A 24,847-nucleotide genomic window follows, 5' to 3' on the forward strand; every position below is an offset into this window, starting at 1 on the left:
ACCGCCCTTCTGGCACGTTCGCTAACCTTAGAAGTTCACGCGCCCGTTCACCCCGAAATAGCGGTCGGCATCGCGCGGGATCTGGTAGCGGTACGACCCTGCCGGCCCGCCATTCTGGATCGCCGCAGCAAAGCTCTGGTCGAGCAGGTTCTTCACCTGGAACGTCAGCCGGTACCGGTCCTCGCTGTCGCCCACCCCGGCGGACAGGTTGATCAGGCCATAGCCGTCGATCGTCCCCAGCCGCCGCTGCACCGCATCGGGCGAGAACAGCGCGAGCTGCTTAGACTGGTAATTGCCCTGCGCACCCAGGAACAGGTCGTACGACCCGCCGGTCCGCCAGCGATAATCGACGCCCAGCGACCCCTTCCACTTCGGCGCGAACGGCAGTGACGTGCCGGCCGGAATCACCGCCGTCACCGCCGCACCCGGCGCCTGGAAGAACCGGTCGACCTTCGCATCGGTGTAGGCGATGCCGCCCGACATCGACAGGTCGTCGACCGGCCGGAACACGATGTCCGCCTCCGCGCCGCGCGTCGAAACCTTGCCCGCGTTGGTGAACCGCGTGACGACCACCCCCGCGACCAGATCCGGGTTGTTCGCCTGGAAATTGTCGTACTTGGCGTAGAACGCGTCTAGGTTCAGCGTCAGCTTGCCGCCGAACAGCGTGTTCTTCAGCCCGATCTCGTAGCTGTCCGACGTTTCCGCCGCGATCGCGTTGGTCCCCGTCGCGGTCAGGTTGAAGAACACGTTGAACGCCGGCCCCTTATAGCCGCGGGTGTAGCCGCCATAGGCCGTGACGTTCGGCGTCACGTCATATTGCAGCGACGCCTTGCCCGACACGTTGGTGTTGGTCGTCTTGCCGCGGAACACGTTGCCCGGCGTGCCCGTGCCGGTCGCCGTCGTCGGGAAACTCGGCTGGATGCCGGGGCCCGCCAGCGTCGTCGTGCGGCTGTGGAACACGTCCAGCTGGTCCGCGGTCCAGCGCAGCCCGCCGATGAACCGGAACCGATCGGTGAAGTTCGCCGTCCCCTGCCCGAAGGCGGAGATGTTCTTGAACACCGAACCGAAGTTGGCGACGCCGAACGGCGTGGTCGTGGCGCCCGCCCCGGCCCCGCCGCACGGTACCAGCGTGGTCGCCTGCGTCGCCGCGCTGCACACGACGTCCGACCGCGAATAGGTCCGCTCGGACTCCGCCCGCGAATAATAGACGCCGACGACGTACGACAGGAACTGCCGCGCGGGTGACGTCAGCCGCAATTCCTGGCTGAACGTGTTGCCGGTCTGCGGCCCGACATCGTGTAGCTGGTTGAACCCGGCATAGGCGCGCGGCAGGAAATCGCCGTCGCGGATCTCGGTGTTGCGGTAATCGCGGTACGCGGTGATGCTCGTCACCGTCTGCGTGCCGAGCTCGGTGTCGAGCTGCAGCGACACGCCGTAACCCTCCTCCTTCGTCCGGGTGACCAGGTCCTGGTTCACCGTCCGCGTCTCGTCGCCCTGCGGTGTCGGCAGCACGGAGAACACCGGGCTGCTGATCGCCTGACCCGCGGCGTTCAGCGCGCCGGTGCCGATCACCTCGGCACAGCAATTGTCCTGGTTGCGGTGATAGTCGCCGATCAGCGCGATCGTCGTGGCATCGCTCGGCGTCCACTTGATCTGCGCGCGGCCGCCATAATGCTCGTACCCGTTCACGCGGCCGCCGCCCGTCGCCTGGTTACGGATATTGCCGTCATATTTGCCGTAGAAGCCGGTGAACCGGGTGAGCAGATTATCGCTGACCGGGATGTTCAACGCCCCGCGCACGCGCCGCTCGTTCCCGCCCGTGAAGAACCCGCCGTCGACATAGCCGCCGAAGTCGCGCGTCGGCTGTACCGACACGATGTTGACGACGCCCGCCGACGCGTTCTTGCCGAACAGCGTCCCCTGCGGCCCGCGCAGCACCTCCAGCCGCTCGATATCGACCAGATCGCCGAACGCCTCGCCCGACCGTGCGAACACCACGCCGTCGACGACCGTTGAAACGGACGGCTCGCCCGCGATCGAGAATGTCGTGGTCCCGACCCCGCGCAGGAACAGCGACTGGTTGAGCGCGGTCCCCGACTTCTGGAAATTCAACGCCGGCACCAGGTTGACCGCACCCTCCAGCCCCGGCCGCCCCATCATGGACAGCGCCGCCCCGCTGACGACCGACACGGCGACCGGCACGTCCTGCAACCGCTCGCTGCGCTTCTGTGCGGTGACGACGATATCGCCGGCTTGCGACGGTTCGGCGGGGGCCGGTTCCGCGGCCGTACCCGGCGCGCTCGTCGCCGCGGCATCGGCCGGCGGGACGGGGCCGGCGGCGGGCGCGATATCCTGCGCGGACGCGGTGCCTGCGATCATCGCTGATCCCGCGCATAGCAGCATCGCGATCCGTTTCGTCCTAGGCGTCATATCGATCCTCCTCCACTGCCGGCCTGATGGCCTCTTATCGTTCGCCGCGCCCGGATGCCGCGCAGCGATGCTATCGCTGCTGCAACCCCGATGATCGCCGCTTTCCCTTTTGGGTCTTTCCTTTATGCCGATCCGGCGGCATAAGACAACGGTGTCCTACATCATCCCACCGCAATCCACCGTCGCCCTCGGCGATACCGGCCTCACCGTCAGCACCATCGCATGGGGCATGTGGCGATATGCGGGGGACGACGTCGCCGCCGCCCGCGCTCGCGTGGAGGCAGCGCTCGACGCCGGCATCACGCTGCTCGACACCGCCGACATCTATGGTCCCGACAATGGCGAACCGTTCGGTGCGGCCGAAGCGCTGCTCGGCCGCGTGCTGGCCGACTCGCCTGGGCTCCGTGACCGCATGGTGCTCGCCAGCAAGGGCGGCATCAGCATGGGCGTGCCGTACGACTCGAGTCCGACCTATCTCGCCGGCGCTATCGACGCCTCGCTGACGCGGCTCGGCTGCGACCGGATCGACCTGTACCAGATCCACCGCCCCGACCTGCTCACCCATCCACAGGAGGTTGCGCGCACGCTCGACGATGCCCGCACCGCCGGCAAGATCGTCGCGGTCGGCGTGTCCAACCACACGCCGGCACAGACCGCCGCGCTCGCCGCCTTCCTCAACGTCCCGCTGGTCAGCCAGCAGCCGGAATTTTCCGCGCTGACCACGACCCCACTGTTCGACGGCATCATCGACCAGGCGATGGAACGCGGGATGGCCGTGCTTGCCTGGTCCCCGCTCGGCGGCGGCCGGCTCGCCGATCCGCAGGACGCGCGCGCCCGCGCCGTCGTGGCGCTGCTGGACGCAAAGGCTGCCGAGGCTCGCGTCGATCGCGCCGCCGTCGCCTACAGCTGGATCATGGCGCACCCCGCCCGCCCGATCCCGATCGTCGGCACGCAGAACCCCGCCCGCATCGCCGCCATCCCGGACGCCTACACGCCGCGCTGGACGCGGACCGAATGGTACGCCGTCCTCGAAGCGAGCCTCGGAGAAAAACTGCCATGACCGGACCTTGCGAAGTCAGCTGGTTTTCCGCGCTCTGCGACGACGACTATGAATTTCTCGGCGTGCCGGATCCGAAGCTGCGGTCCAGCTGGGAACATTGCCGCGATATCGTGCTGCAGGCCGAAAGCGGCGGGTTCGACAACATCCTGCTGCCGTCGGGCTACGCGCTCGGCATCGACACCACCGCGTTTGCCGCCGCGATCGCCACGATGGTGCAGCGGATCCGCCTGCTCATGGCGGTGCGGATCGGCGAAAGCTGGCCGCCGCAGCTCGCGCGCCAGATCGCCACGATCGACCGCATCCTCGGCGGGCGGCTGACCGTCAACATCATCTCGTCCGACCTGCCGGGCGAGAAGCTCGCCTCCGCCCCGCGCTACGCCCGCACGCTGGAGGCGATGCAGATCCTCAAGACGATGCTGAACGGCCAGCCGCTCGACCACCAGGGCGAGTTCTGGCAGCTGAAGCTCGATCCGCCCGCCGTCACCACCGTCTCCGGCACCTGCCCCCCGCTCTATTTCGGCGGGTTGTCCCCGGACGCGCGCGAGGCCGCGGCGCAGGGCTGCGACGTCTATCTGCTGTGGCCCGACAAGAAGGAGGTCGTGCGCGAGATCATGGACGACATGATCGCCCGCGCCGCCCGCCACGGCCGCACGCTCAAATTCGGCTACCGCGCCCATGTCGTGGTCCGCGATACCGAGACTGAGGCCCGCCAGGCCGCCGACCGGCTGCTGTCGAAACTCGACGCGGCGGAGGGCGAGGCGATCCGCGCCAAGTCGCTCGACACCAACAGCGCCGGCGTCGCGGCACAGGCCGCGCTGCGCGAAAATGCCGCGAACGACGGCTATGCCGAGGAGAATCTCTGGACCGGCGTCGGCCGCGCGCGCTCCGGCTGCGGCGCCGCGATCGTCGGCGATCCGGACCAGGTCCTCGCCAAGCTGGCGATGTACCAGGACATGGGGATCGATGCGTTCATCCTGTCGGGCTACCCGCACGCCGCGGAGGCCGACCTGTTCGCCCGCCACGTCCTGCCCCGCATGCAGCACGGCCCGCTCACGCTCGACTGACCACCACCCCGGACGTCACGCCAGCCGCGAACGGAGCGACGATGATCGCCATGGACTCCCGCCCTCTCGTCGCCCGCCCCCTCGTTGTCGGTCTCGGCGGAACCACCGTCGCCGGCTCCTCCACCGAGCGCGCGCTCGCCATCGCGCTGCGGTCAGCCGCGGATCACGGCGCGGAAACGCTGCTGTTCGGCGGCGCCGACCTTGCCGCCCTCCCGCTCTACACCCCAGGCGCCGAACGGCTGCCGGGTGAACTCGCGCTGGTCGATGCGATCCGCTGCGCCTCGGGCGTCGTCATCGCCAGCCCCGGCTATCATGGCAGCGTGTCGGGCCTCGTGAAGAACGCGATCGACCTGCTCGAGGAAACCGCCCGTGACGAACGGGTCTACCTCGCGGACCTCTCGGTCGGCGTCATTGCCACGGCCTACGGATGGCAGGCCGCCGGTTCGACCGTCGCGGCGCTCCGCGCGATCGTCCACGCGCTACGCGGCTGGCCGACGCCCTATGCCGCGGCGATCAACAGCGCAGAATGCCGGTTCGATGCCGACGGCGGTTGCAGCGACCCGGTCGTCTCCGGCCAACTCGCGCTCGTCGGTCGGCAGGTCGCGATGGCCGCGATGCGCGACCACCGCGCGCGGATCGCCGCATGACCGTCGTCCGGCTGATCCCGGCAGGCGACGGGTTCGACCTGATGGCCGGCGACGCGCTGCTGCTCCGCCACCGCGTCGCCAGCCCCGCGCTATTCGTCGGCACCGGCACCGCCGACGTCGATGCCTATCGCGGCAACTATGTCCTGTCCGACCGGCTCGACGCCCGCATCCCGCTCACCCACAGCACGATCGACTCCACCCCGGCCGGCGCGGTCATCTGGCTGGCCGCATCCGCCGGCACGCCGCCGCTGCTCCGCATCGCGGTGGACGACGCCGGCCTCGCGCTCGCCGCACTCGATCCTGCGCTCAACCGCTTTTGGCTGCGCTGCGTCGCCGAACCGGGCGAGCGGCTGTGGGGCGGCGGCGAACAGCTCTCCTATTTCGACATGGCCGGCCGGCGCTTCCCGCTCTGGACGTCCGAACCCGGCGTCGGCCGCGACAAATCGACGCAGATGACGTTCCAGTGCGACCGCGACGGCCGCTCCGGTGGCGACTATTGGAACACCAACTATCCGCAGCCGACCTACGTCTCCTCACGCCGCTACGCGCTCCACCTCGACACAACCGCCTACAGCTGCTTCGATTTCCGCGATCCGACCTTCCACGAACTGGAGGCGTGGGAGGTCCCCGCGCGGATCGAGCTGTTCGCCGCGGATCGCTTCGCCGCCATCGTCGGCCAGTTGTCGACCCGCTTCGGCCGCCAGCCGCGCCTGCCCGCCTGGTCCTACGAAGGCGCGATCCTCGGTCTGAAACAGGGCGTGGAGAGCTTCGCACGGATGGAAGCGATGATCGCCGCCGGCGCAGTCGTGTCCGGTCTCTGGTGCGAGGACTGGGTCGGCCTGCGCGTCACCAGCTTCGGCAAGCGGCTGTTCTGGGACTGGAAAGCCAACGAAACGCGCTACCCCCATCTGCGCGAGTGGATCGCCGCACTGGCGGACCGCGGCATCCGCTTCCTGGGCTATGTGAACCCCTATCTCGCCATCGACGGGTCGCTCTACGCCGAAGCCCGCGCGGCCGGCTACCTCGCGCTCCGCCAGGACGCGGACGAGCCCTACGTCGTCGATTTCGGCGAATTCGACTGCGGCGTCGTCGACTTCACCAACCCCGCGGCGGCCGACTGGTTCGCCGACCGCGTCATCGGGCGCGAGATGCTCGACTATGGCCTGTCCGGCTGGATGGCCGATTTCGGCGAGTATCTCCCCACCGACGTCCGGCTGCACGACGGCACCGACGGCATGCTCGCGCACAATGCCTGGCCGACGATCTGGGCGGAGGTGAACGCCCGCGCCATCGCCTCGCGCGACCGCACCGGCGATGCCTTGTTCTTCATGCGCGCCGGCTTCACCGGGGTCGGCGCGCACTGCCCGCTGCTCTGGGCGGGCGACCAGTGCGTCGATTTCTCGCGCCATGACGGGATCGGCACCGTCATCCGCGCCGCCTTGTCGTCCGGCATGATGGGCAACGCCTATCACCACAGCGATCTGGGCGGCTACACCAGCCTTTACGGCAACGTCCGTACGCCAGAACTCCTCATGCGCTGGAGCGAGCTCTGTGCCTTCACCCCCGTCATGCGCAGTCACGAGGGCAACCGCCCCGACGACAATCTCCAGCTCGACGGCGATCCCACGGTGCTTTCCCATTTCGCAGCGATGACCCGCGTCCACGCCGCGCTCGCGCCTTATGTGGCCACGCTATGCGATGAAGCCGCCAAGACCGGCCTGCCCGTCCAGCGCCCGCTAATGCTCGATTGGCAGGACGACCCCGACTGCTGGGGCATCGAGACGCAATATGGCTATGGCCGCGATATGATCGTGGCCCCGGTGATCGAGCCCGACCGCGACCGCTGGACCGCCTATCTGCCCGCGGGTGCCACCTGGATCCACCTCTGGCCCGGTACGCAGCATGACGGCGGCCGCACGGTCGAGGTCGCCGCGCCGATCGGCCAGCCGCCCGTCTTCTGGCGCGCGGGCAGTCCGCATGCCGCGCTGTTCACGGCGATCGGCCACATGGCATGATCGCCCCGCCGCTCGGTCGCCCGCTCGCGGCGGACCTGTTCAACGATCTCGATCCCGAACCGCCACGCCGCTGGACGGCGGTCCTGCCCGGGCTGATCGTCGCGGCGCTCGCGACGATGGCCGCCGGGTTCGTCGCGGATCATTACGGCGCGCCGCTCACGCTGATGGCGCTGCTGATCGGGCTGGCGCTCAACTTCCTCGGCAACGATCCGCGCATGGCTCCCGGTCTCGGCTTCGCATCCCGGACGCTGCTGCGCTGGGGCATCGTGCTGGTCGGTGCGCGCGTGACCGGCGGGCAGATCGCGGCGCTCGGTCCCATGGCGCTGCTCGCCGTCGTGCTGATCCTGCTCGTCACGCTCGGCGTCGGCATCCTCGCGTCGCGCGCGTTCGGCATGTCGTCCGCGTTCGGCGTGCTGGCCGGCGGATCGGTCGCGATCTGCGGCGCGTCGGCGGCGCTGGCACTCGCCACCACGCTCGGCGAACGGCGCGTCAACCAGGCGCAACTGACGCTCGTGCTGGTCGGCATTTCCGCGGCCAGCGCCACCGCGATGTTCTTCTACCCGCTGATCGCGCACCAGATCGGCCTGTCGGACCGGCAGGCCGGGCTCATGCTCGGCGCGTCGATCCACGACGTCGCGCAGGCGATCGGCGCCGGCTACTCCTTCTCCGACGAGGCCGGCGCGGTCGCCACGATCGTCAAGCTCACCCGCGTCGCGCTGCTCGCCCCTGTCCTCGCGCTCATCGCCGCCTGCTTCCCCGGCGCGGACGGCACGAAGGCGCGGCTGTCCGTGCCGTGGTTCGTCACCGGCTTCTTCGTGGTCGCGGCGCTCAACTCGGTCCTGCCCGTCCCCGCCACCGTCGGCCGCTCCGCACAGGTCGTGGCGACCGCCTTCCTCGCCTGCGCCGTGGCCGCAACCGGCATCCGCGCGCCGATGAACGCGTTGCTCGGCACCGGCGCGAAACCGATCCTCGTCATCGTCGCCGCCTCGCTGGTGGCCCTCCTGCTCTCGCTCGCCGCCGCGCTGCTGATCTTCTGACCCGCGCCGTTTGACCGCTCGGCCAAACCGCCCGATGCTGACGGCAAGGACGGGGCGGCGTGAGAGGGTGACGATGCGGAACTTCCGGAAGCGGCTGCTCGCCGTCATGCTCCTGCTGCCAGCACCGGCGATCGCCCAGCTTCCGCCGCCGCCCGCCATTCCCCGCATGCCGCCGCACACCACCATCGTCGGCCCGCACCGCATCGTCATCCCCAACCGCCCCGCCCCCGTCCCCGTCGTCCTCCACGTCGCGACCACCGGGTCGGACGACGGCGACGGGTCCGCCTCCCGCCCGTTCGCCAGCTTCGCGCGTGCGCAGGCCGCGGTGCGCCGTCTCAACCGCGATCATGACGTCACCGTCCGGATCGCGGACGGCACCTACCGGCTCGCCGTCCCGCTGCGCTTCACCGCGGACGACGGCGGCCAGAATGGCTTCGTCGTGCGGTGGGAGGGGGCGGAGGGCGCCCACCCCATCCTGTCCGGCGGCGTGCCCGTCACCGGCTGGCGCATCGCGGACCGCGCCCGCGGCATTTGGTCCGCACCGATCCCGAAGGGCAGCGACCCGCGCCAGCTCGACGTCGGCGGCCGGCTCGCCCAGCGCGCGACGGTGGAAATCCCACGCAGCGCGGTCGCCTTCCACCCCTGGGGCCTCGCCATCACCGACCCGGCATGGCGCGCCCTCGCCACCCTGCCCGACCAGAACCGAATCGAGGTGGAGGGCACCAGCTGGTTCACCCACCGCCACGCGATGGTCGAGCGGATCGAGGGCGACCGCATCGTCATGCAGCAGCCCGGCTGGCGCAACAATCTGGTCGGCTACGATACAGTCGCGCGGCCCGTTTCGGCGGAGGTCGCGCGCCTGTTCCTGGTGAACGCGCTCGCCTTCCTCCGCGAACCCGGCCAGTGGTACGCCGATCCGAAGGCCGGCACGCTCTACTACAAGCCGCGCCTCGGTGAGGACATGCGCCGCGTCGCCGTCGTCCTGCCGCGGCTCGAACGGCTGGTCTCGATCGCCGGCAGCTACGACCGCCCGGTCCGCGATCTCGAATTCCGGCGGCTCGCCTTCCGCCACACCAGCTGGCTGCAACCCTCCGGCCCCGAAGGCTATGCCAGCCAACAGAGCGGCTCCTATCTCGCAGGCGCACTGACCGACTATCCGGCCGATCCGATCCGCGACTGCAGCTGGGGCTGCCGCCCGTTCGAGGCGATGCGCAACCGCTTCGCGCAGCAACCCGCCGCGGTACAGGTCGCCGCCGCCACCCGCATCACGTTCGACGACGATCGCTTCTCACAACTCGGCCAGGTCGCGCTCGGCATCGGCAACAACGCCGATGCCAACGACAGCGGCATCGGTCTCGGCACCAGCGCGATCTCGGTGACGCGCAACCTGTTCACCGATCTGGCGGGCGGTGCCATCATGGTCGGCGGGGTTCAGGCCGACGCGCACCATCCGTCGCGCCCCGAAATGGGGCTGCGCGACATCCTGATCCGCGACAACCGGATCAGCGGCGTCTCGCACGACTATAAGGAACAGTCCGCGATCCTCGTTACCTATGCGTCCGGCACGATCATCATGAACAACGACGTGTCGGACACGCCTTATGACGGGATTGACGTCGGCTGGGGCTGGGGCACCAACGATCCGGGCGGCAGCGCGGAATATTGGCGCGGGCAGCGTGGCTACTACGACGCGCCCGGCAACATCATCTACGACACGCCCACCACGCTGCGCGACACCGCGATCGTCGGCAACCGCGTGACGCGCGTGAAACAATGGTTCCCGGACGGCGGCGCGATCTACCATCTGTCGGCCGATCCCGGCGCGCTGATCGCGGACAACTACATCGCCGACGTCGCCGGGTCCGGCGGCATCGCGATCTACCTGGATGAGGGGTCGCGCTACGTCACCGTCCGCAACAACGTGATCGACCGGGTCGGCGGCGTCTGGCTGAACCTGAATTCGCAGGATCACATCGCGCCGAAACGCACCGCGATGGACAATCTGGCGACCGGCAACTGGTACAATAGCGGCCGGTTGCAAGGGTCGTGGACCGACTATCTGAACAACCGGGCGGACGGCAACATCGCGGTCACCGGCAACGCCTGGCCCGCCGCCGCACGCAGCATCATCGCCGAAAGCGGCGTGCGGCCGGACGCAAAGTGAGGACAGGCTTGCGCCGCCACACCCGGCCGGCGATGATACCGGTCACATAACAAGAACAATCCGGGAGACCCTGATGCGCCGCCTGCTCCTCCTCGCCTGCCTGCTGGCGGCGACCCCGTCCGTCGCGCAGGATCCCGCCCCACAGTCCGAGCCACGCTACGAAAAGATCGCGCTCTGGCCGAACGGCGCACCCGGATCGGCCGCGCGCCGGACGGAGCCGGAGGTCGCACGCGACTATTGGGTCCGCAACATCCACGATCCCTCGCTGATCGCCTTCCCCGCCGCCCCCGCGCACCGCAACGGCGCGGCGGTCGTGATCATGCCCGGCGGCGGCCACAAGCTGCTCGTCTGGACCAACGAGGGGACGAAGGTCGCCACCGCGCTCAACCGGATGGGCGTTACCGCCTTCGTCCTGAAATACCGCCTCGCGAACGAGCCCGGCTCGCCCTACTCGGTCGAGCGCGACGCCGCCGCCGACGCCCGCCGCGCGATGCGCTGGGTCCGCGCGCATGCCGCCGACTATGGTATCGATCCGGCCCGCGTCGGCGCGATGGGCTTCTCGGCCGGCGGCGAACTCGTGACGCTGATCGCCGACAATCCCAAGCCTGCCGCAGCACCTATCTCCGACGCGATCGACCGCCAGCCCGCGCGCCCCGATTTCCAGATCCTCGTCTTCCCCGGTCCGCGCGGCCTCCCCGCAAAGGCCGTCACCAGCGCCCCGCCCGCCTTCCTGGTCGCGGGCAGCCGCGACGCCTGCTGCGCCGCCCCCACGGTTGCGCTCTACGAACAGCTCCGCAAGGCCGGCGTCTCGGCCGAACTCCACATGTATGCGGACAGCGACCACGCCTTCAATCTGGACGAATCGAACCGCATCTCGATCCTGCACTGGCCCGACCGGCTGAACGACTGGCTCGCGGACAGCGGCTGGCTCAGCCCGCGCACGCCCGCGAAATAAGGCTCAGTCCTCCGCCCAGCGCCGCAGCAGGTTCGACTGCGTCTTGGCGAGCAGGTCCAGCTCCGGCGTCTTGCCCAGCCGCTCGAACAGCGCATGGCGCGCGGTCTCCAGGTCGAACAGCAGCTCGCGCTCGCCCGCATCGCGCACCAAACTCCGCACCCAGGTGACCGCCGCCCGCCGCTCGCCCCGGGTCACCGGCGCCACGCGGTGCAACGACGTCGTCGGGTAGAGCACCGCCGAACCCGCCGCCAGCTTCACGTCCTGCTCGCCCGCCGCGGACTCGATCACCAGCTCGCCGCCGTCATATTCGTCGGGTTCGGACAGGAAGATCGTCACCGACACGTCGGTCCGCATGCCGCCCATGATCGCGTCGTCGACATGGCTGCCATATTCCATCCCCGGCTCGTACCGGCTGAACAACGGCGGGCGGACGACATGCGGCCGGGTCGCCATCCGGAACAGCGGGTTGGCGAGCAGCCGGTCGATGACCAGCTCCTGCATCTCCTCCAGCAACGGGTCGCCGCGGTCCACCTGCTCGTTATTCTTCACCACACGCGCCTCGCGCCCGGCGGTCTGGCGCCCGTCCACGAACCGCGTCTGTTCGAGATTTTTGCGTAACCATCGGAGATTGTTGGGATCCAGGACGTTGGCGATCATGATCAACATGGATTTCTCTCGGTTCCGACATGGAGCGGGGACCATGGCCCTAGGGGTATGGCGGCACGGCTGCCAAGCCTCGATCAAGTCAGGAGCAAGTTTATGCGTACCAAATTATGGGTCGGCGTCGGTGCCTTCGTGATCGCCCAGACCGGCCCCGTCATGGCGACCGAAGCCGCCGCCGCCACGCCGTTCGCGGCCACCGCGGACCAGCCCGGCGAAGGCGGCGAGAACGAACGCGGCGAAGGTGAGGGCGAAGGCGAAGGCCGCCGCCGTGCCACCCCGCCGCCCCGCGCCCGCCATATCGTCAAGCACCCGCGCCGCGCCCGCGCCGTCCAGCAGCAGCGTGGCCAGCGCGGCGAAGGCGAGGCCGAGGGTGGCGAAAACGAACGCGGCGAAGGCGAACGCTGACCCCACCGAGGCCCGCCGCTCCCAAGCGGCGGGCCTTTTCCTTGCCCGATGACCCAGGCAGGCCAGCCCTGAAACTCTTTTCTTGAGTAATTCAAGATTAGGCGTATAACCGCCACATGCTGGCAACCCCCGTCCCCTCCGAAGACCTGATCCGCGCCGCCGGCATGCGCGTCACCCGCCAACGGGTTGCGGTCCTCGACGCGGTCACCGCCCGCCCCCACGCCAGCGCCGCCGCCGTCCTCGAATCGGTCACCCGCGCGCTGCCCGGCGTGTCCCACCAGGCGGTCTATGACTGCCTTGGCCACCTCACCGTCGCGGGCCTCCTGCGCCGCGTGACGATGGACGGCGGCCCGGCGCTGTACGAGACGCGGACCCGCGACAATCATCATCATCTCGTCTGCCGCAGCTGCGGTCTGGTCGTCGATGTCGATTGCGCGGTCGGTGCCGCTCCCTGCCTCCAGCCGAGTCATTCGGCGGGCTTCGTCATCGACGAGGCCGAGGTCATCTACCGCGGCCAGTGTGCGCAATGCGCCGCTGCCGCCACCCCCAGTTCCACCCCCGTTTCCGACGAAGTAGGAGAAGCCTGATGGCCGAAGTCAAGCATGACGACGCAGTCGAAGCCGAAATGAACACCGACGGCGCAGCAGCCGCCGGTATGAAGTGCCCGATCGCGCATGACCGCGTTGCACATCCGACGCAGGGTTCGCCCACCCAGGAATGGTGGCCGAAGAAGCTCAACCTGAAGATCCTCGCCAAGAACCCGCCGATGTCGAACCCGCTGCCGGACGACTTCGACTATGTCGCGGAATTCCAGAAGGTCGATCTCGACGCGCTGAAGGCCGACATCGCCACGATGCTGACGACGTCGCAGCCCTGGTGGCCAGCCGACTTCGGTCACTACGGCCCGTTCATGATCCGCATGGCCTGGCACAGCGCCGGCACCTACCGCGTGGCCGATGGTCGCGGTGGCGCGGGTGCGGGGCAGCAGCGCTTCGCCCCGCTCAACAGCTGGCCGGACAATGCCAATCTCGACAAGGCACGCCGCCTCCTGTGGCCGATCAAGCAGAAGTACGGCCAGTCCGTGTCGTGGGCCGATCTCATCGTGCTGACCGGCAACGTCGCGCTCGAGTCGATGGGTCTCCAGACCTTCGGCTTCTCCGGCGGCCGCCCCGATGTGTGGGAGCCCGACGAGGACGTCTATTGGGGTCCGGAGAACACCTGGCTCGGCGACGAGCGCTACACGGGCGACCGTGAGCTCGAAACCCCACTCGCCGCGGTGCAGATGGGCCTCATCTACGTCAATCCGGAAGGCCCGAACGCCAACCCGGATCCGGCGGCATCGGCCCGCGACATCCGCGAGACGTTCGGCCGCATGGCGATGAACGACGAGGAGACCGTCGCGCTGATCGCCGGCGGCCACACCTTCGGCAAGACGCATGGTGCTGCCGATCCGGCCAAGTACATCGCGCCGGAGCCGGAAGGCGCCGGTCTCGAAGAGATGGGCATGGGCTGGCGCAACAGCTACGGCACCGGTCACGGCGGCGATACGATCACCAGCGGCCTCGAGGTCACCTGGACGCAGGAGCCTACCAAGTGGACCAACCTGTATTTCGAGAACCTGTTCAACCACGAATGGGAACTGACCAAGAGCCCGGCCGGCGCGCATCAGTGGGTGGCGAAGGACGCCGCGCACGACGTGCCCGACGCGCATGATCCGTCCAAGAGCCACCGCCCGACGATGCTCACGACCGACCTCGCACTCCGCGTGGACCCGGCCTACGAGGTCATCTCGCGCAAGTTCCTGAACGACAATGCCGGTTTTGCCGACGCGTTCGCCCGCGCCTGGTTCAAGCTGACCCACCGCGACATGGGTCCGAAGACCCGCTACGTCGGCAAGGAAGTGCCGGAGGAAGTCCTGCTCTGGCAGGATCCGCTTCCGGTCGCGACCGGCCCGGCGATCGACGATGCCGACGTCACGACGCTCAAGCAGCGCATCACCGACAGCGGCCTGACCATCACGCAGCTGGTCACCACCGCCTGGGCATCGGCCTCCTCCTACCGCCACAGCGACAAGCGCGGCGGGGCCAACGGTGCCCGTCTCCGTCTGGAGCCGCAGCGCAGCTGGCCGAGCAACGACATGGCCACGATCGGCCCGGTCATCACCGCGCTCGAAGGGATCGCCGCCGACTTCAACGGCGGTGCTACCGGCGGAAAGACCGTCTCGGTCGCCGACCTGATCGTGCTCGGCGGCAGCGTCGGCATCGAACAGGCCGCCAGGGCTGCGGGGCGTGACCTCACCGTGCCCTTCACCCCGGGCCGGGTCGACGCGACGCAGGAGCAGACGGACGTCGAGTCCTTCTCGCAGATGGAGCAGCGTGCCGATGCGTTCCGCAACTATAAGAGCCCGGACAGCCGGCTCCCCGCGGAATATCTGCTGATCGACCGGGCCAACCTGCTGAACGTCAGCGTGCCGGAAATGACCGCACTGATCGGCGGTCTTCGCGTACTCGGCGTGACGCACAAGGGCACTACCCAGGGCGTCCTGACCGATCGGGTTGGCACGCTGACCAACGACTTCTTCGTCAACCTGCTCTCGCTCGGCACCACGTGGCGCCCGCTCGATCGGCAGTCGGAGACGTTCGAAGCGACCGTCGACGGTGTCGCCAAGTGGACCGGCACGCGCGCCGATCTGGTGTTCGGCTCGAACTCCGAACTGCGCGCCGTGGCGGAAGTCTACGGCAGCAGCGACGGCGAGGGTCGCTTCGTCGATCATTTCGTCGCCGCCTGGGTCAAGGTGATGGAAGCCGACCGCTTCGACCTGCACCGCTGAGCCACATCGGGGGGGTCGCATCCGCGGCCCCCGTCGGACCTGGAATGTTAACTGTATCAGTTCAGAGCCGGCTGAGGTTTCAAACTAAACTAGATTAATACTTCTAATATCGAACAACGAAGCCCCCCGGCGACCTCCCTTGGATGGTTGTCAGGGGGCTTTTTCATGTCCCCCGAACATGTTGCCCCTCCGCGCCTCATAGTTCGTCAGTATGACATTTCGTCTCATTGAACAGCTGCGCCTGCCTATCCGTCCCAGCGACAAGGTTACCGCTACCGCTTTGTGTGTGTTTCTAACTGCACACATCATCACAAAGACGACATAGCGTAATTGACAACGCTTACCGGCGTGGTAGCAGGTCCGACGTAACGCCGAAAATAATCGGCGATGTTAAGTATGACAAAAGCGGCGACGAGCCGTAACGGGAGGGGTTATGCGGGGTCCTAAGTTCTTGAATTTGCTTGTTCGCTCGACGTCGGTCGGCGCGATCGCCATGGGCATCGCGATGCCCGCGCTGGCACAGCCCGGCGGAATCGACCAGAACGCGCCGGCGACCAATGCTCAGCCCGGTGCCGAAGCAGCGCCGGCCGTTGCACAGGTCAACACGCCGGCCGATGCCGGCACGGCGGGTGACGAAATCGTCATCACCGGTGTCCGCGCCTCGCTGAACCGCGCGATCGACATCAAGCGTAACTCCGCCGGCGTCGTCGATGCCATCTCGGCCGAAGACATCGGCAAGTTCCCCGACACCAACCTGGCCGAATCGCTCCAGCGCATCACCGGCGTGTCGATCAACCGCGTCAACGGCGAAGGTTCGCAGGTCGCGGTCCGCGGCTTCTCCGGCGGCTTCAACCTCGTCACCGTCAACGGTCGCCAGCTCCCGGCGTCCAACGTCGACACCAGCGGCGGCAATGCGTTCGCGCGCGGCACCGGCCGTTCGTTCGACTTCCAGAACCTCGCATCGGAAGGCGTCAGCACGCTGGAGGTCTACAAGACCGGCCGGTCAAGCATTCCGTCGGGCGGCATCGGCGCCACGATCAACATCATCACCCGCAAGCCGCTCGATTCGAAGGAAAGCGGCTTCAACGGCTCGATCGGCGCCAAGGCGCTGTACGACCTCTCGGTCGAAGACGCCGAGGGCAAGAAGCGCCGCGTCACGCCGGAAACCTCGGGCGTGCTGAGCTGGTCCAACCCGGACCAGACGTTCGGCGCCTCGCTGTTCGGCAGCTACCAGCTGCGTCGTTCGACCTCGGTCAGCTCGACCCCGAACTACTGGAACGTCGTTCCGACCGACACCTTCTTCAACAGCGGCACCTACGTCACCCCGACGACGCAGATCACCAACCGTCCGGGTGCCGACACGCCCTACGTGCTGATCCCGAACGACAGCCGCTACGCATTTTCGGAAAACCGTCGTGAGCGCATCAATGCGCAGGGCGTCCTCCAGTTCAAGCCGTCCGATCGCCTCGAATTCACGGTTGACGGCCTGTTCGCGCAGAACAAACTGAGCGAGCAGCGCGCGGAGCAGACCAACTGGTTCAACCGTCCGTTCAACCAGGTCACGTTCGACACCGGCAAGCCGTTCGCCAGCGCGCTCATCATCCAGGAGAACGAGAATCCGACCAAGGACGGCGGCTTCGAGCAGCAGTCATTTGCCACCAAGACGCAGCTGAAGTCCTTCGGCGCGAACGCGAAGTGGGAGTTTGCCGACAACCTCACACTGACCCTCGACGGCCATCACTCGACATCGAAGTCGACGCCGGACAACCCCAATGGCACTTCGGCCACGCTCACCTCGCTCGCGGCAAACGTGATCGCGTCGCAGTCGGTCGACTTCACGACCGGCTTCCCGCAGCAGGCGAACACGATCCTTGATAACGTCAACGGCAACAACAACGGTGTTCTGGATCTGGGTGATCTGGGTTCACAGATCGCCCGCACGGTCACGGCACAACAGCGCCAGCGCATCAACGAAGGTCGCGCGCAGCTCGGCTGGGATCTGGGTGAGGGCAGCCGCTTCGACTTCGGCGGCAACTATCTCGATACCAAAATGCGCTCGACCAGTGCCCAGACGCAGCAGACGCTGGGCAACTGGGGCGCTACCGATGCCGATGTCGTAAACCGGCTGGTCCCTGATCTGGTCCAGACCTACTGCCTGACCTGCAAGTTCAACAAGTTCGACCCGAACTCGTCCGGATCCAGCTTGACCGCGTTCCGTGGTAACGCCATCGACATCCTGAATGTCTTGTCGCCTTATTATGCGGGCCTTGGGAATGCGATCACCGGTTCCGGCAATGCGGACGACACCGTCGGCGAGAAGACCTGGGCCGTGTTCGGTCAGCTGACCTGGAACGGCGAAATTGCCGGTCGTCGCGCCAACCTGCTGATGGGCGCTCGCTACGAACAGACGCGGGTCCGCTCTTCGTCGCTCCAGTCGGTCCCGACCGCGATCATCTGGCAGGGGGACAACGACTTCCTGGTTCAGTTCGCCAATCCGGACACCGTCCCGGTCAGCGGCCGCGGCAAGTACAGCAACCTGCTCCCGGCGGTCGATTTCAACATCGAAGTCGTCCAGAACGTCAAGGCACGCGCCTCGTTCAGCAAGACGCTGGCCCGCCCCGACTACGGCAACCTGTTCGCATCCGCGACCGCCCTTGCGCCGCCACGCCCGACCGGGCTTGGCGGTACCGCAACCGGCAACTCGCAGAACCCGAACCTGCAGCCGCTGGTCTCCGACAACTTCGACGTGTCCGTGGAATGGTACTACAAGCCGTCGAGTTTCGTTTCGGTGGGCTTCTTCGACAAGCGCGTGAAGAACTTCATCGGTACGGGCATCGTCAACCAGACTCTGTTTGGGTTGCGCGATCCGACCTCGACTGCGGCCGGCTCACGGTCCGGCATCGCTCGGGCACAGCTTGCGGCGACCAATTTTGCGCTGACCGACGTGAACCTGTTCTCCTACACCGCCTTGCTGGCGCAGAATGGCGGCAACGTCGCTGCGGCGAACGCAACGTTCCTCGCCAATTCGAACGGTGGCGTCTTGAACCAGGCGTTCGTCGACGCGACGCTGACCGGGGTGGATGTCATTGCCAACGATCAGGATCCGCTGTTCAACTTCGCGGTGTCGCAGCCGATCAACAACCGCGAGGGCAAAATCCACGGTTTCGAAATGGCGTGGACCAACTTCTTCGGCAACACCGGCTTCGGTTACGCACTGTCCTACACGAAGGTCAGCGGCAACGTGAACGTTGACCCGTACGCCGATCCGACCGTCAACATCTTCGCGTTGACCGGCCTTGGCGACAGCGCAAACGCCACGGCGATCTACGACAAGAACGGCCTGTCCGCGCGGGTCTCGTACAACTGGCGTGCCAAGTATCTGAGCGGCACCAACGCAGGTGACGGTCGCAACCCGACCTTTACGGCCGCGTTCGGGACGCTCGATGCGAACATCAGCTACGACATCAACGACAGGTTCGCCGTGTCGCTCGAAGGCATCAACCTGACCAGCGAGAGCGTTCGGACCTACGCCCGGACCAAGGAGAACCTCGTCTTCGCTCAGGAACTGCGTCCGCGCATCCTGATCGGTGGTCGCTACCGCTTCTGAAGCGGTGGCCCGACGCCGGAAGTAAAGGAAAGGCCGCTGTTCGCAGCGGCCTTTCTCTTTCCAGCCCCGCGGCGGAGGCCTAGACTGCCAACGACCGGCGCGGCCCACAGACGAACGCTGCCGACAGAGGATGCGCGCACGCCATGAACCCGGTTCTCGTCAACAATATCGACCATGCCGACCTGCACGTCGCGATCCGCGCTGGCGCCGAATATGGCGACAGCGTCAACCAGATGCCGATCTTCCCGTCCGAGTTCGAAGAGGCACAACGCTCCTTCCCTATCGTGTTCCGCCGCGGCGACGCCGGGGTGCAGGCATTCGTCTTGCTCGGCCTCGACCGCGATGAAAACCTGTTCCTGTCCGGCGATCGCTGGACCAGCGCCTATGTCCCCGCGATCCAGCGCCGCGGCCCCTTCTCGATCGGCGTCGCCCGCCCGGCTCCGGGTACCGACACGCCCGGCGAACCAATGATCCATGTCGACATGGACGACCCCCGCGTCGGCGGCGACGGCGGCCTGCCGCTGTTCCTCGAACAGGGCGGCAACGCGCCGCTGCTCGATCACATGGCGGGCGTCCTGCGCGTCATCTACGAAGGCATGGAAAGCGCCCCCGAAATCTACGCCGCGCTGGAGGATGCCGGCCTGCTCCAGCCGATCAGCCTGCAGATCGCGATCAACGATGAGCAGGGCTACGAACTGCCCGATCTGATGGTCATCGATCAGGAGGCGCTCGCCGCACTCTCGGGCGACACGCTGACCGACCTCCACCGCCGCGGTCTCCTGCGCGCCGCGATCATGGCGGCCTCCTCGCTCGGCACGATGCAGCAGCTGATCGACCTCAAGAACCGGCAGGCCGCCACCGCATGACCGCCGGGGCCGCCTCGCTGCCGATCACGGACCGCCGTGTGCGGGAGATCGACGCCGGCGCGACACCGCCCGACTACCGCGCGCTGGTCGCCGCGAACGAGCCGGTCATCATCCGCGGCCTCGCCGCCGACTGGCCGCTGGTCGCCGCCGGCCGCCAAAGTCCGCAGGCCGCGGTCGACTATCTCCTCCCCTTCTACAGCGGCCGCCCCGGCGCGGGCTACACCGCCGCCCCAGCCATCGCCGGCCGCTACGGCTACACCAACGACCTGAGCCGGCTGAACTTCGACGCCGAACGCGTCCGGCTCGACGACTATCTCCACCGCATCCTGGCCCATCTGGACGACCCGGACGCCCCCTCCTTCTACGTCGGCTCGACCGATCTCGATCTCTATTTCCCCGGCCTCGCCGCACAGAACCCGCTGCCCGGGGCGGCGTTCGACCGCGCCCTGACCAGCATCTGGATCGGCAACCGCACCACCGCGTCCGCGCATCACGACATGTCGAACAACATCGCCTGCGTCGTCGCCGGCACGCGCCGTTTCACGCTGTTCCCGCCCGACCAGGTCGCCAACCTCTACCCCGGCCCGCTCGAGCCCACCCCCGGCGGCCAGGTCGTGTCGCTCGTCGACTTCCGCGCGCCCGATCTCGCGCGCTTCCCCGACTTCGCGAAGGCGATCGAGACCGCGCAGGTGGCCGAACTCGGCCCTGGCGATGCGGTCGTCTACCCCGCGCTCTGGTGGCATCATGTCGAGGCGCTGTCCGGCTTCAACATGATGATCAACTATTGGTGGAACGACGCGCCCGGCTTCATGGACACGCCGATGAACACGCTGCTCCACGGCCTGCTCAGCCTGCGCGACCGTCCGGCGGCGGAGAAGGCCGCGTGGCGCGCGATGTTCGACTATTATGTCTTCGGCCCCGCCGATCGCCCCGCCGCGCACCTGCCCGAGGCGGCACGCGGCGACCTAGCCCCGCTCGATACGCTGTCGGCCCGCCGCCTGCGTGCCAAGCTCCTGCAACGGATCAATCGATGACCGACACACCGCGCCCCACCCGTATCGTCATCGCCGGCGGCGGCACCGCCGGATGGCTCGCCGCCGCGATCCTGACGCGACAACTCGGCCAGCTCGCCGACATCACGCTGGTGGAGTCGGAGGAGATCGGTACCATCGGCGTCGGCGAATCGACGATCCCCACGATCCGCGCGTTCCACACGCTGATCGGCGTCGACGAACAGGAGTTCATGGCCGCGACCGGGGCCAGCTTCAAACTCGGCATCTCGTTCGAAAACTGGGCGCGCGACGGCGATCGCTACATCCACTCGTTCGGCGACGTCGGCAAATCGACCTGGATGAGCGAGTTCCAGCATTTCTGGCTGGAGGCGCGCGCGCAGGGCGTCGCCGGCCCGCTCGGCGACTATTGCCCAGAACATCAGGCCGCCGCCGCGCACCGCTTCGCCACCGGCCCGGACGCGCCGCTTAGCTACGCCTATCATTTCGACGCCGGCCGCTACGCCCGCTTCCTGCGCCAGCGGTGCGAGCAGGACGGCCTGACCCGCGTCGAGGGCCGCATCGGCCGGATCGAGCGCGACGGCGAGGGTGGCGACATCGCCGCGATCGTCATGGAGAACGGCACGCGGATCGAAGGCGACATCTTCTTCGACTGCACCGGCTTCCGTGCCATGTTGATCGATGAGACGCTCGGCATCGGATACGAGGACTGGGCGCACTGGCTGCCGACCGATCGCGCGGTAGCGATGCAGACCGCCTCGACCGGGCCGGCCGTGCCCTACACCCGCGCCATCGCGCACGACTGCGGCTGGCGTTGGAAGATCCCGCTCCAGCACCGCGTCGGCAACGGCCTGGTCTACTGCTCGGCCTATCTCGACGACGATGCCGCCCGTGACCGCCTGTTGTCGCAGGTCGAGGGCCGCAAGCTGATCGAACCGCGCCTCATCCGCTACCGCACCGGCCGGCGCAAGGAAGCGTGGCACCGCAACTGCATTGCGCTCAGCCTGGCCGGCGGCTTCGTCGAGCCGCTCGAATCGACCAGCATCCACCTCATCATGATCGCGCTGATCCGCTTCCTGCAGCTCTACCCCGGCGGCAAGATAAGCGAAGCCGCCATCGCGCGCTTCAACGAACAGTCGCGGACGGAGATCGAAAGCGTCCGCGACTTCATCATCCTGCATTATCACCTGAACGAGCGCGACGAGCCCTTCTGGCGCGAACGCCGGGAGATGCGCATCCCCGACAGCCTTGCCGAACGGATCGACCTGTTCCGCGAAAGCGCCAACGTCTATCAGGCGAGCCACGACCTGTTCCGCGTCGCCTCCTGGACGCAAGTCATGTTCGGCCAGCGGCTCGAACCCGTCCAGCACCACCCAGTCGCCCGCCTGATGCCCCCCGGCGAACTGCAACAGATCCTCGCCTCGATCAGCGCCCAGGTCGCCGCCACGGTCAGCAAGCTCCCCCACCACCAGACCTTCCTCGACCGCTACTGCCCGGAGGCGAAGTCCGCCGCGGCCGCATAAGGCCAACCCCGGGGTTTCAGGAACAGCCCCGAACGGCCGCAGCGGCGGCAAGCGACGGCACGCCCGGTCGAGCGTGAGCTCGACCGGCCGGACCGCTTCACCCGCCTAAGTCGGTGTCAGAAACGAAACGCGCCGAGGAAGAAGTCGGGCTGCTCCGGATCGCAGGATCGATCGAGCACGGTCGGGAAAACCTCGTCGCTCGTGCCGGTCCAATAGACCGCGCGATTGGCGAAGCTGACCTCCATCACGTCCGGGAAGATCACGTTCGCCAAGCTGGAAATCCCGCCCCAGACATTGGCATGCACATGCACCGTCGCGAACACGGAGCCCAGCTTGGTCAGGCAACGGTCGAACAGATCGCGGCTGCCCGGATCCGCCAGTGCCTGGAAATGGTGCATCTCGCACACGATCCAGGCCAGCCGCGACAGGAGCTCGACGGGGGTATCGTCGATGACGGCCCACTCGGACTGCTCGATGTCCATCTTCAGGATGATGTTCGGCTTCACATGCCCGCGGTCGTTCTGGCGGATCAGGTCGGCAAGCGACACGCCGCCTTCGCCGACCCGCCGGGCCTCGAACACCATGCGCGGATCGTCCGGCGCCGGGTCGGAAACGGTGTGGTCGAACTGCAGGATCTTCAAACCGCGATCCGCGGCGTCGAGGTCCCAGCTGATGTCGTCGTTGATCCCGAACGACAGCGCCGTGTCGATCCCGTCGAAATCATCGATGCAAACATAACCACCGTCCGCCTCGTTCCCCAGGCGCACCTTGCGGTGGTCGAGCAGGCGCTCCGGTGACAGATGGCTCAGAATGCGGCGCGTGTCCGCCGCAAGCGCCGACGCATCCCGGCCGCGCAGCAGCGCATCCGACACCGGCTCGTCCAGGACGCCCGACACGCGCGTGAACACCGGATCGGATCCGACGATCAGCTTCGTGGTCCCGTTGGTATGGACGCGATATTCGATGACATGGATCGACCGCAGCACGAACAGCAACGTGAACGTCGTCGGTTCCGTCGACAGCTCGCTTGTGCGGATCTGCCGCTCGACGATGGTACGATTGCCGTAGTCGGCGCTGATATCCAACGTTGCGCAGATCATGTCGGCTTGCGTGCCGCCATCCGGCAGCGCGATCGTGAAGTCGACCTGATAAACGCCGTGGGTCAGCTGCCGGTACGGACCGAAGACCACATGGCCTGCCGAACCGATCTCGGTCACCCGGGCGGGCTCGCCGTGCAACGTGGTGCTCTCGCTCATACTGTCGTTAATCAATGCTCGGGCCTCTCCGTCGATATCAGGTGGTAGGTGCAGCATGCTCGTTACAAGCGCAACCAAGCCGTCGTGCTAAACCTCGACTGCCGCAATCTGCTGACCGACCATCCGTGGATAGTCGGGCAAGGCCCCCCGCAAGCCGAGGCGGGTCTCGTACCGGTCGTCCGGCGATCCGAAGCCTCGTGCGATCCGGAAGGGCGCAAAGGCCGGCGAGCCGAGCGTTTCCAGACGTGCCTGGATACCCGTATGCAATGGCGCCAGCGCCTGCGCCTGCAACAGGATGGCACGCGCCTGCACAAAATCGCCATTTTGCGCGTGGATCGTCCCGAGGATCTCCAGCTCAAGGATATCACCGGGGCGCAACGCGACCGTTGCGGCTTGCGCACGCGCGGCGATGTCATACGCCCCGATATCAAGTGCCGCGTCGCGCAGGTAAAAGATCGTGGCCAGCTCGATCGTGGCGGGCCGCCGGGCCAGCGCGCGGACGACCATGGCGTCCAGCGCCGCGGTCTTGCCGTGATCCGCCAGGTCGTCGGCCACGTGCAGAAACAGCCATTTCGGCAGCCGGCGGGAGAGCAATCCGACCCAGGCGGACCAGCTGTCCTCGTCGCCGTCGACCGCTGCCATGCGTGCCAGATCGAACAGGTCGTTGCTGTCACGAATGATGTTGGGGACGTTGCGGAACCAGGGGCCAAGCCCATGCCGATCGAGCCGCGCGCTTTGCCATAACAGTTCCGGTGACCCGAATGGCGGGAGCGCCAGATCGCGGACATCCGAGGCGAAATCGGCCAAGGCCGCCGTTGCGATCACCGCGGCCAGGCGTCGCGGAGACGCATCCGCAGAGCGCCGATAGTCCAGCATCGGCAGGCGGCGGGCAAGCTCGAGCGCATCCTCCACGGCGTCCGCCAGGGCCGGCGCGTCCGGTTCCGCGCTTCCGAGCAGCCGCACCAGCCGGGCTGCCAGTTCTGCCGGGTCGGCGGGAGGGGTCCGCGCGGGGATGCCGGGTCCGATTCCCATCGGTGAGTCCGGCCGTCCCGAGAATGTCGGTTCGGACCGCTCGCGCAGCGAAAGCGTCCGTCCGCGGGCAAGCTCCAGCAAACTGGCCCGCGCCACGTCGACGGTCCACGCAACGCTCACTGGGCGCGCGGACGCCGCCGGAAAACCCTGGATCAGGCTGGCGCAGTCACGCAGGACCCCGCCATGCTCGCCGAGCCGCGTCGCCCAGTCGAGCAGATCGAAGGCATCCGGCACGACGGGACCGGCGCTGCGCAGCGCTTCCCGCCAGATCAGGTCCATGCTG

General features: G+C 67.6%; 18 protein-coding genes. 14 read left to right on the forward strand and 4 right to left on the reverse strand.

Features of this window, described 5'->3' with window-relative positions:
• Positions 1-27: 27 nt before the first annotated feature.
• On the reverse strand, positions 28-2,379 hold the full coding sequence (locus tag ACFSGX_RS13095) for a TonB-dependent receptor (protein WP_380930536.1): 2,352 nt from the start codon (positions 2,377-2,379) through the stop codon (positions 28-30).
• Positions 2,380-2,581: 202 nt separating this feature from the next.
• On the opposite strand from ACFSGX_RS13095, the gene ACFSGX_RS13100 reads away from it, so the two are divergent.
• From ACFSGX_RS13100 to ACFSGX_RS13130, 7 genes are all read left to right on the forward strand, one after another.
• Positions 2,582-3,490 (forward strand): aldo/keto reductase, encoded by a 909-nt coding sequence (locus tag ACFSGX_RS13100; RefSeq protein WP_380930538.1) that lies wholly within the window; start codon positions 2,582-2,584, stop codon positions 3,488-3,490.
• A complete protein-coding gene (locus tag ACFSGX_RS13105; protein WP_380930540.1) occupies positions 3,487-4,554 on the forward strand; it encodes an LLM class flavin-dependent oxidoreductase in 1,068 nt (355 codons plus the stop codon). The genes ACFSGX_RS13100 and ACFSGX_RS13105 overlap by 4 nt, the downstream gene beginning before the upstream one ends.
• Before the next feature lie 41 nt (positions 4,555-4,595).
• A complete protein-coding gene (locus tag ACFSGX_RS13110; protein ID WP_380930541.1) occupies positions 4,596-5,201 on the forward strand; it encodes an NADPH-dependent FMN reductase in 606 nt (201 codons plus the stop codon).
• On the forward strand, positions 5,198-7,216 hold the full coding sequence (locus tag ACFSGX_RS13115) for an alpha-glucosidase (RefSeq protein ID WP_380930543.1): 2,019 nt from the start codon (positions 5,198-5,200) through the stop codon (positions 7,214-7,216). The genes ACFSGX_RS13110 and ACFSGX_RS13115 overlap by 4 nt, the downstream gene beginning before the upstream one ends.
• Positions 7,213-8,253 (forward strand): YeiH family protein, encoded by a 1,041-nt coding sequence (locus ACFSGX_RS13120; RefSeq protein WP_380930545.1) that lies wholly within the window; start codon positions 7,213-7,215, stop codon positions 8,251-8,253. The genes ACFSGX_RS13115 and ACFSGX_RS13120 overlap by 4 nt, the downstream gene beginning before the upstream one ends.
• 73 nt (positions 8,254-8,326) lie before the next feature.
• Positions 8,327-10,417, forward strand: coding sequence for a right-handed parallel beta-helix repeat-containing protein (locus ACFSGX_RS13125; RefSeq protein WP_380930547.1), 2,091 nt, complete (start codon positions 8,327-8,329; stop codon positions 10,415-10,417).
• Positions 10,418-10,490: 73 nt separating this feature from the next.
• On the forward strand, positions 10,491-11,372 hold the full coding sequence (locus ACFSGX_RS13130; protein ID WP_380930549.1) for an alpha/beta hydrolase: 882 nt from the start codon (positions 10,491-10,493) through the stop codon (positions 11,370-11,372).
• A 3-nt stretch (positions 11,373-11,375) separates the two neighbouring features.
• Here ACFSGX_RS13130 and ACFSGX_RS13135 read toward each other — a convergent pair whose 3' ends face one another.
• Complete coding sequence (locus tag ACFSGX_RS13135) at positions 11,376-12,038, reverse strand: Fe2+-dependent dioxygenase (RefSeq protein ID WP_380930551.1); 663 nt, start codon at positions 12,036-12,038, stop codon at positions 11,376-11,378.
• Between the two features lie 93 nt (positions 12,039-12,131).
• Between ACFSGX_RS13135 and ACFSGX_RS13140 the strand changes: the two genes are divergently transcribed.
• From ACFSGX_RS13140 to ACFSGX_RS13170, 7 genes are all read left to right on the forward strand, one after another.
• On the forward strand, positions 12,132-12,440 hold the full coding sequence (locus ACFSGX_RS13140; RefSeq protein WP_188699481.1) for a hypothetical protein: 309 nt from the start codon (positions 12,132-12,134) through the stop codon (positions 12,438-12,440).
• Between the two features lie 116 nt (positions 12,441-12,556).
• A complete protein-coding gene (locus ACFSGX_RS13145; protein WP_380930554.1) occupies positions 12,557-13,027 on the forward strand; it encodes a Fur family transcriptional regulator in 471 nt (156 codons plus the stop codon).
• Positions 13,028-13,095: 68 nt separating this feature from the next.
• Complete coding sequence (katG, locus tag ACFSGX_RS13150; protein ID WP_380930788.1) at positions 13,096-15,270, forward strand: catalase/peroxidase HPI; 2,175 nt, start codon at positions 13,096-13,098, stop codon at positions 15,268-15,270.
• Between the two features lie 451 nt (positions 15,271-15,721).
• Positions 15,722-18,877: a TonB-dependent receptor gene (locus ACFSGX_RS13155; RefSeq protein WP_380930556.1), complete on the forward strand. Its 3,156-nt coding sequence runs from the start codon at positions 15,722-15,724 to the stop codon at positions 18,875-18,877.
• A gap of 143 nt (positions 18,878-19,020) precedes the next feature.
• Positions 19,021-19,743, forward strand: coding sequence for a SapC family protein (locus ACFSGX_RS13160; RefSeq protein ID WP_380930557.1), 723 nt, complete (start codon positions 19,021-19,023; stop codon positions 19,741-19,743).
• A complete protein-coding gene (locus ACFSGX_RS13165; protein WP_380930559.1) occupies positions 19,740-20,777 on the forward strand; it encodes a cupin-like domain-containing protein in 1,038 nt (345 codons plus the stop codon). Before ACFSGX_RS13160 ends, ACFSGX_RS13165 begins: the two co-directional genes overlap by 4 nt.
• Complete coding sequence (locus ACFSGX_RS13170) at positions 20,774-22,276, forward strand: tryptophan halogenase family protein (protein ID WP_380930560.1); 1,503 nt, start codon at positions 20,774-20,776, stop codon at positions 22,274-22,276. Before ACFSGX_RS13165 ends, ACFSGX_RS13170 begins: the two co-directional genes overlap by 4 nt.
• Before the next feature lie 116 nt (positions 22,277-22,392).
• On the opposite strand, the gene ACFSGX_RS13175 is transcribed toward ACFSGX_RS13170, so the two are convergent.
• A complete protein-coding gene (locus ACFSGX_RS13175) occupies positions 22,393-23,532 on the reverse strand; it encodes a class I SAM-dependent methyltransferase (RefSeq protein WP_380930562.1) in 1,140 nt (379 codons plus the stop codon).
• A gap of 87 nt (positions 23,533-23,619) precedes the next feature.
• Positions 23,620-24,843, reverse strand: a complete 1,224-nt coding sequence (locus ACFSGX_RS13180) for a hypothetical protein (protein WP_380930564.1) — start codon at positions 24,841-24,843, stop codon at positions 23,620-23,622.
• Positions 24,844-24,847: the final 4 nt, after the last annotated feature.

The sequence above is a fragment of the Sphingomonas arantia genome, from assembly GCF_042682045.1.
Classification (GTDB): Bacteria; Pseudomonadota; Alphaproteobacteria; order Sphingomonadales; family Sphingomonadaceae; genus Sphingomonas_R; species Sphingomonas_R arantia.

Coding starts and splice junctions, on each gene's coding strand:
- ACFSGX_RS13095 (WP_380930536.1), bottom strand. CDS start 2,379: ATGATCGCAGGCACCGCGTCCGCGCAGGATATCGCGCCCGCCGCCGGC.
- ACFSGX_RS13105 (WP_380930540.1), top strand. CDS start 3,487: ATGACCGGACCTTGCGAAGTCAGCTGGTTTTCCGCGCTCTGCGACGAC.
- ACFSGX_RS13110 (WP_380930541.1), top strand. CDS start 4,596: ATGATCGCCATGGACTCCCGCCCTCTCGTCGCCCGCCCCCTCGTTGTC.
- ACFSGX_RS13115 (WP_380930543.1), top strand. CDS start 5,198: ATGACCGTCGTCCGGCTGATCCCGGCAGGCGACGGGTTCGACCTGATG.
- ACFSGX_RS13120 (WP_380930545.1), top strand. CDS start 7,213: ATGATCGCCCCGCCGCTCGGTCGCCCGCTCGCGGCGGACCTGTTCAAC.
- ACFSGX_RS13125 (WP_380930547.1), top strand. CDS start 8,327: ATGCGGAACTTCCGGAAGCGGCTGCTCGCCGTCATGCTCCTGCTGCCA.
- ACFSGX_RS13130 (WP_380930549.1), top strand. CDS start 10,491: ATGCGCCGCCTGCTCCTCCTCGCCTGCCTGCTGGCGGCGACCCCGTCC.
- ACFSGX_RS13135 (WP_380930551.1), bottom strand. CDS start 12,038: ATGTTGATCATGATCGCCAACGTCCTGGATCCCAACAATCTCCGATGG.
- ACFSGX_RS13140 (WP_188699481.1), top strand. CDS start 12,132: ATGCGTACCAAATTATGGGTCGGCGTCGGTGCCTTCGTGATCGCCCAG.
- ACFSGX_RS13145 (WP_380930554.1), top strand. CDS start 12,557: ATGCTGGCAACCCCCGTCCCCTCCGAAGACCTGATCCGCGCCGCCGGC.
- katG (WP_380930788.1), top strand. CDS start 13,096: ATGAAGTGCCCGATCGCGCATGACCGCGTTGCACATCCGACGCAGGGT.
- ACFSGX_RS13160 (WP_380930557.1), top strand. CDS start 19,021: ATGAACCCGGTTCTCGTCAACAATATCGACCATGCCGACCTGCACGTC.
- ACFSGX_RS13165 (WP_380930559.1), top strand. CDS start 19,740: ATGACCGCCGGGGCCGCCTCGCTGCCGATCACGGACCGCCGTGTGCGG.
- ACFSGX_RS13170 (WP_380930560.1), top strand. CDS start 20,774: ATGACCGACACACCGCGCCCCACCCGTATCGTCATCGCCGGCGGCGGC.
- ACFSGX_RS13175 (WP_380930562.1), bottom strand. CDS start 23,532: ATGAGCGAGAGCACCACGTTGCACGGCGAGCCCGCCCGGGTGACCGAG.
- ACFSGX_RS13180 (WP_380930564.1), bottom strand. CDS start 24,843: ATGGACCTGATCTGGCGGGAAGCGCTGCGCAGCGCCGGTCCCGTCGTG.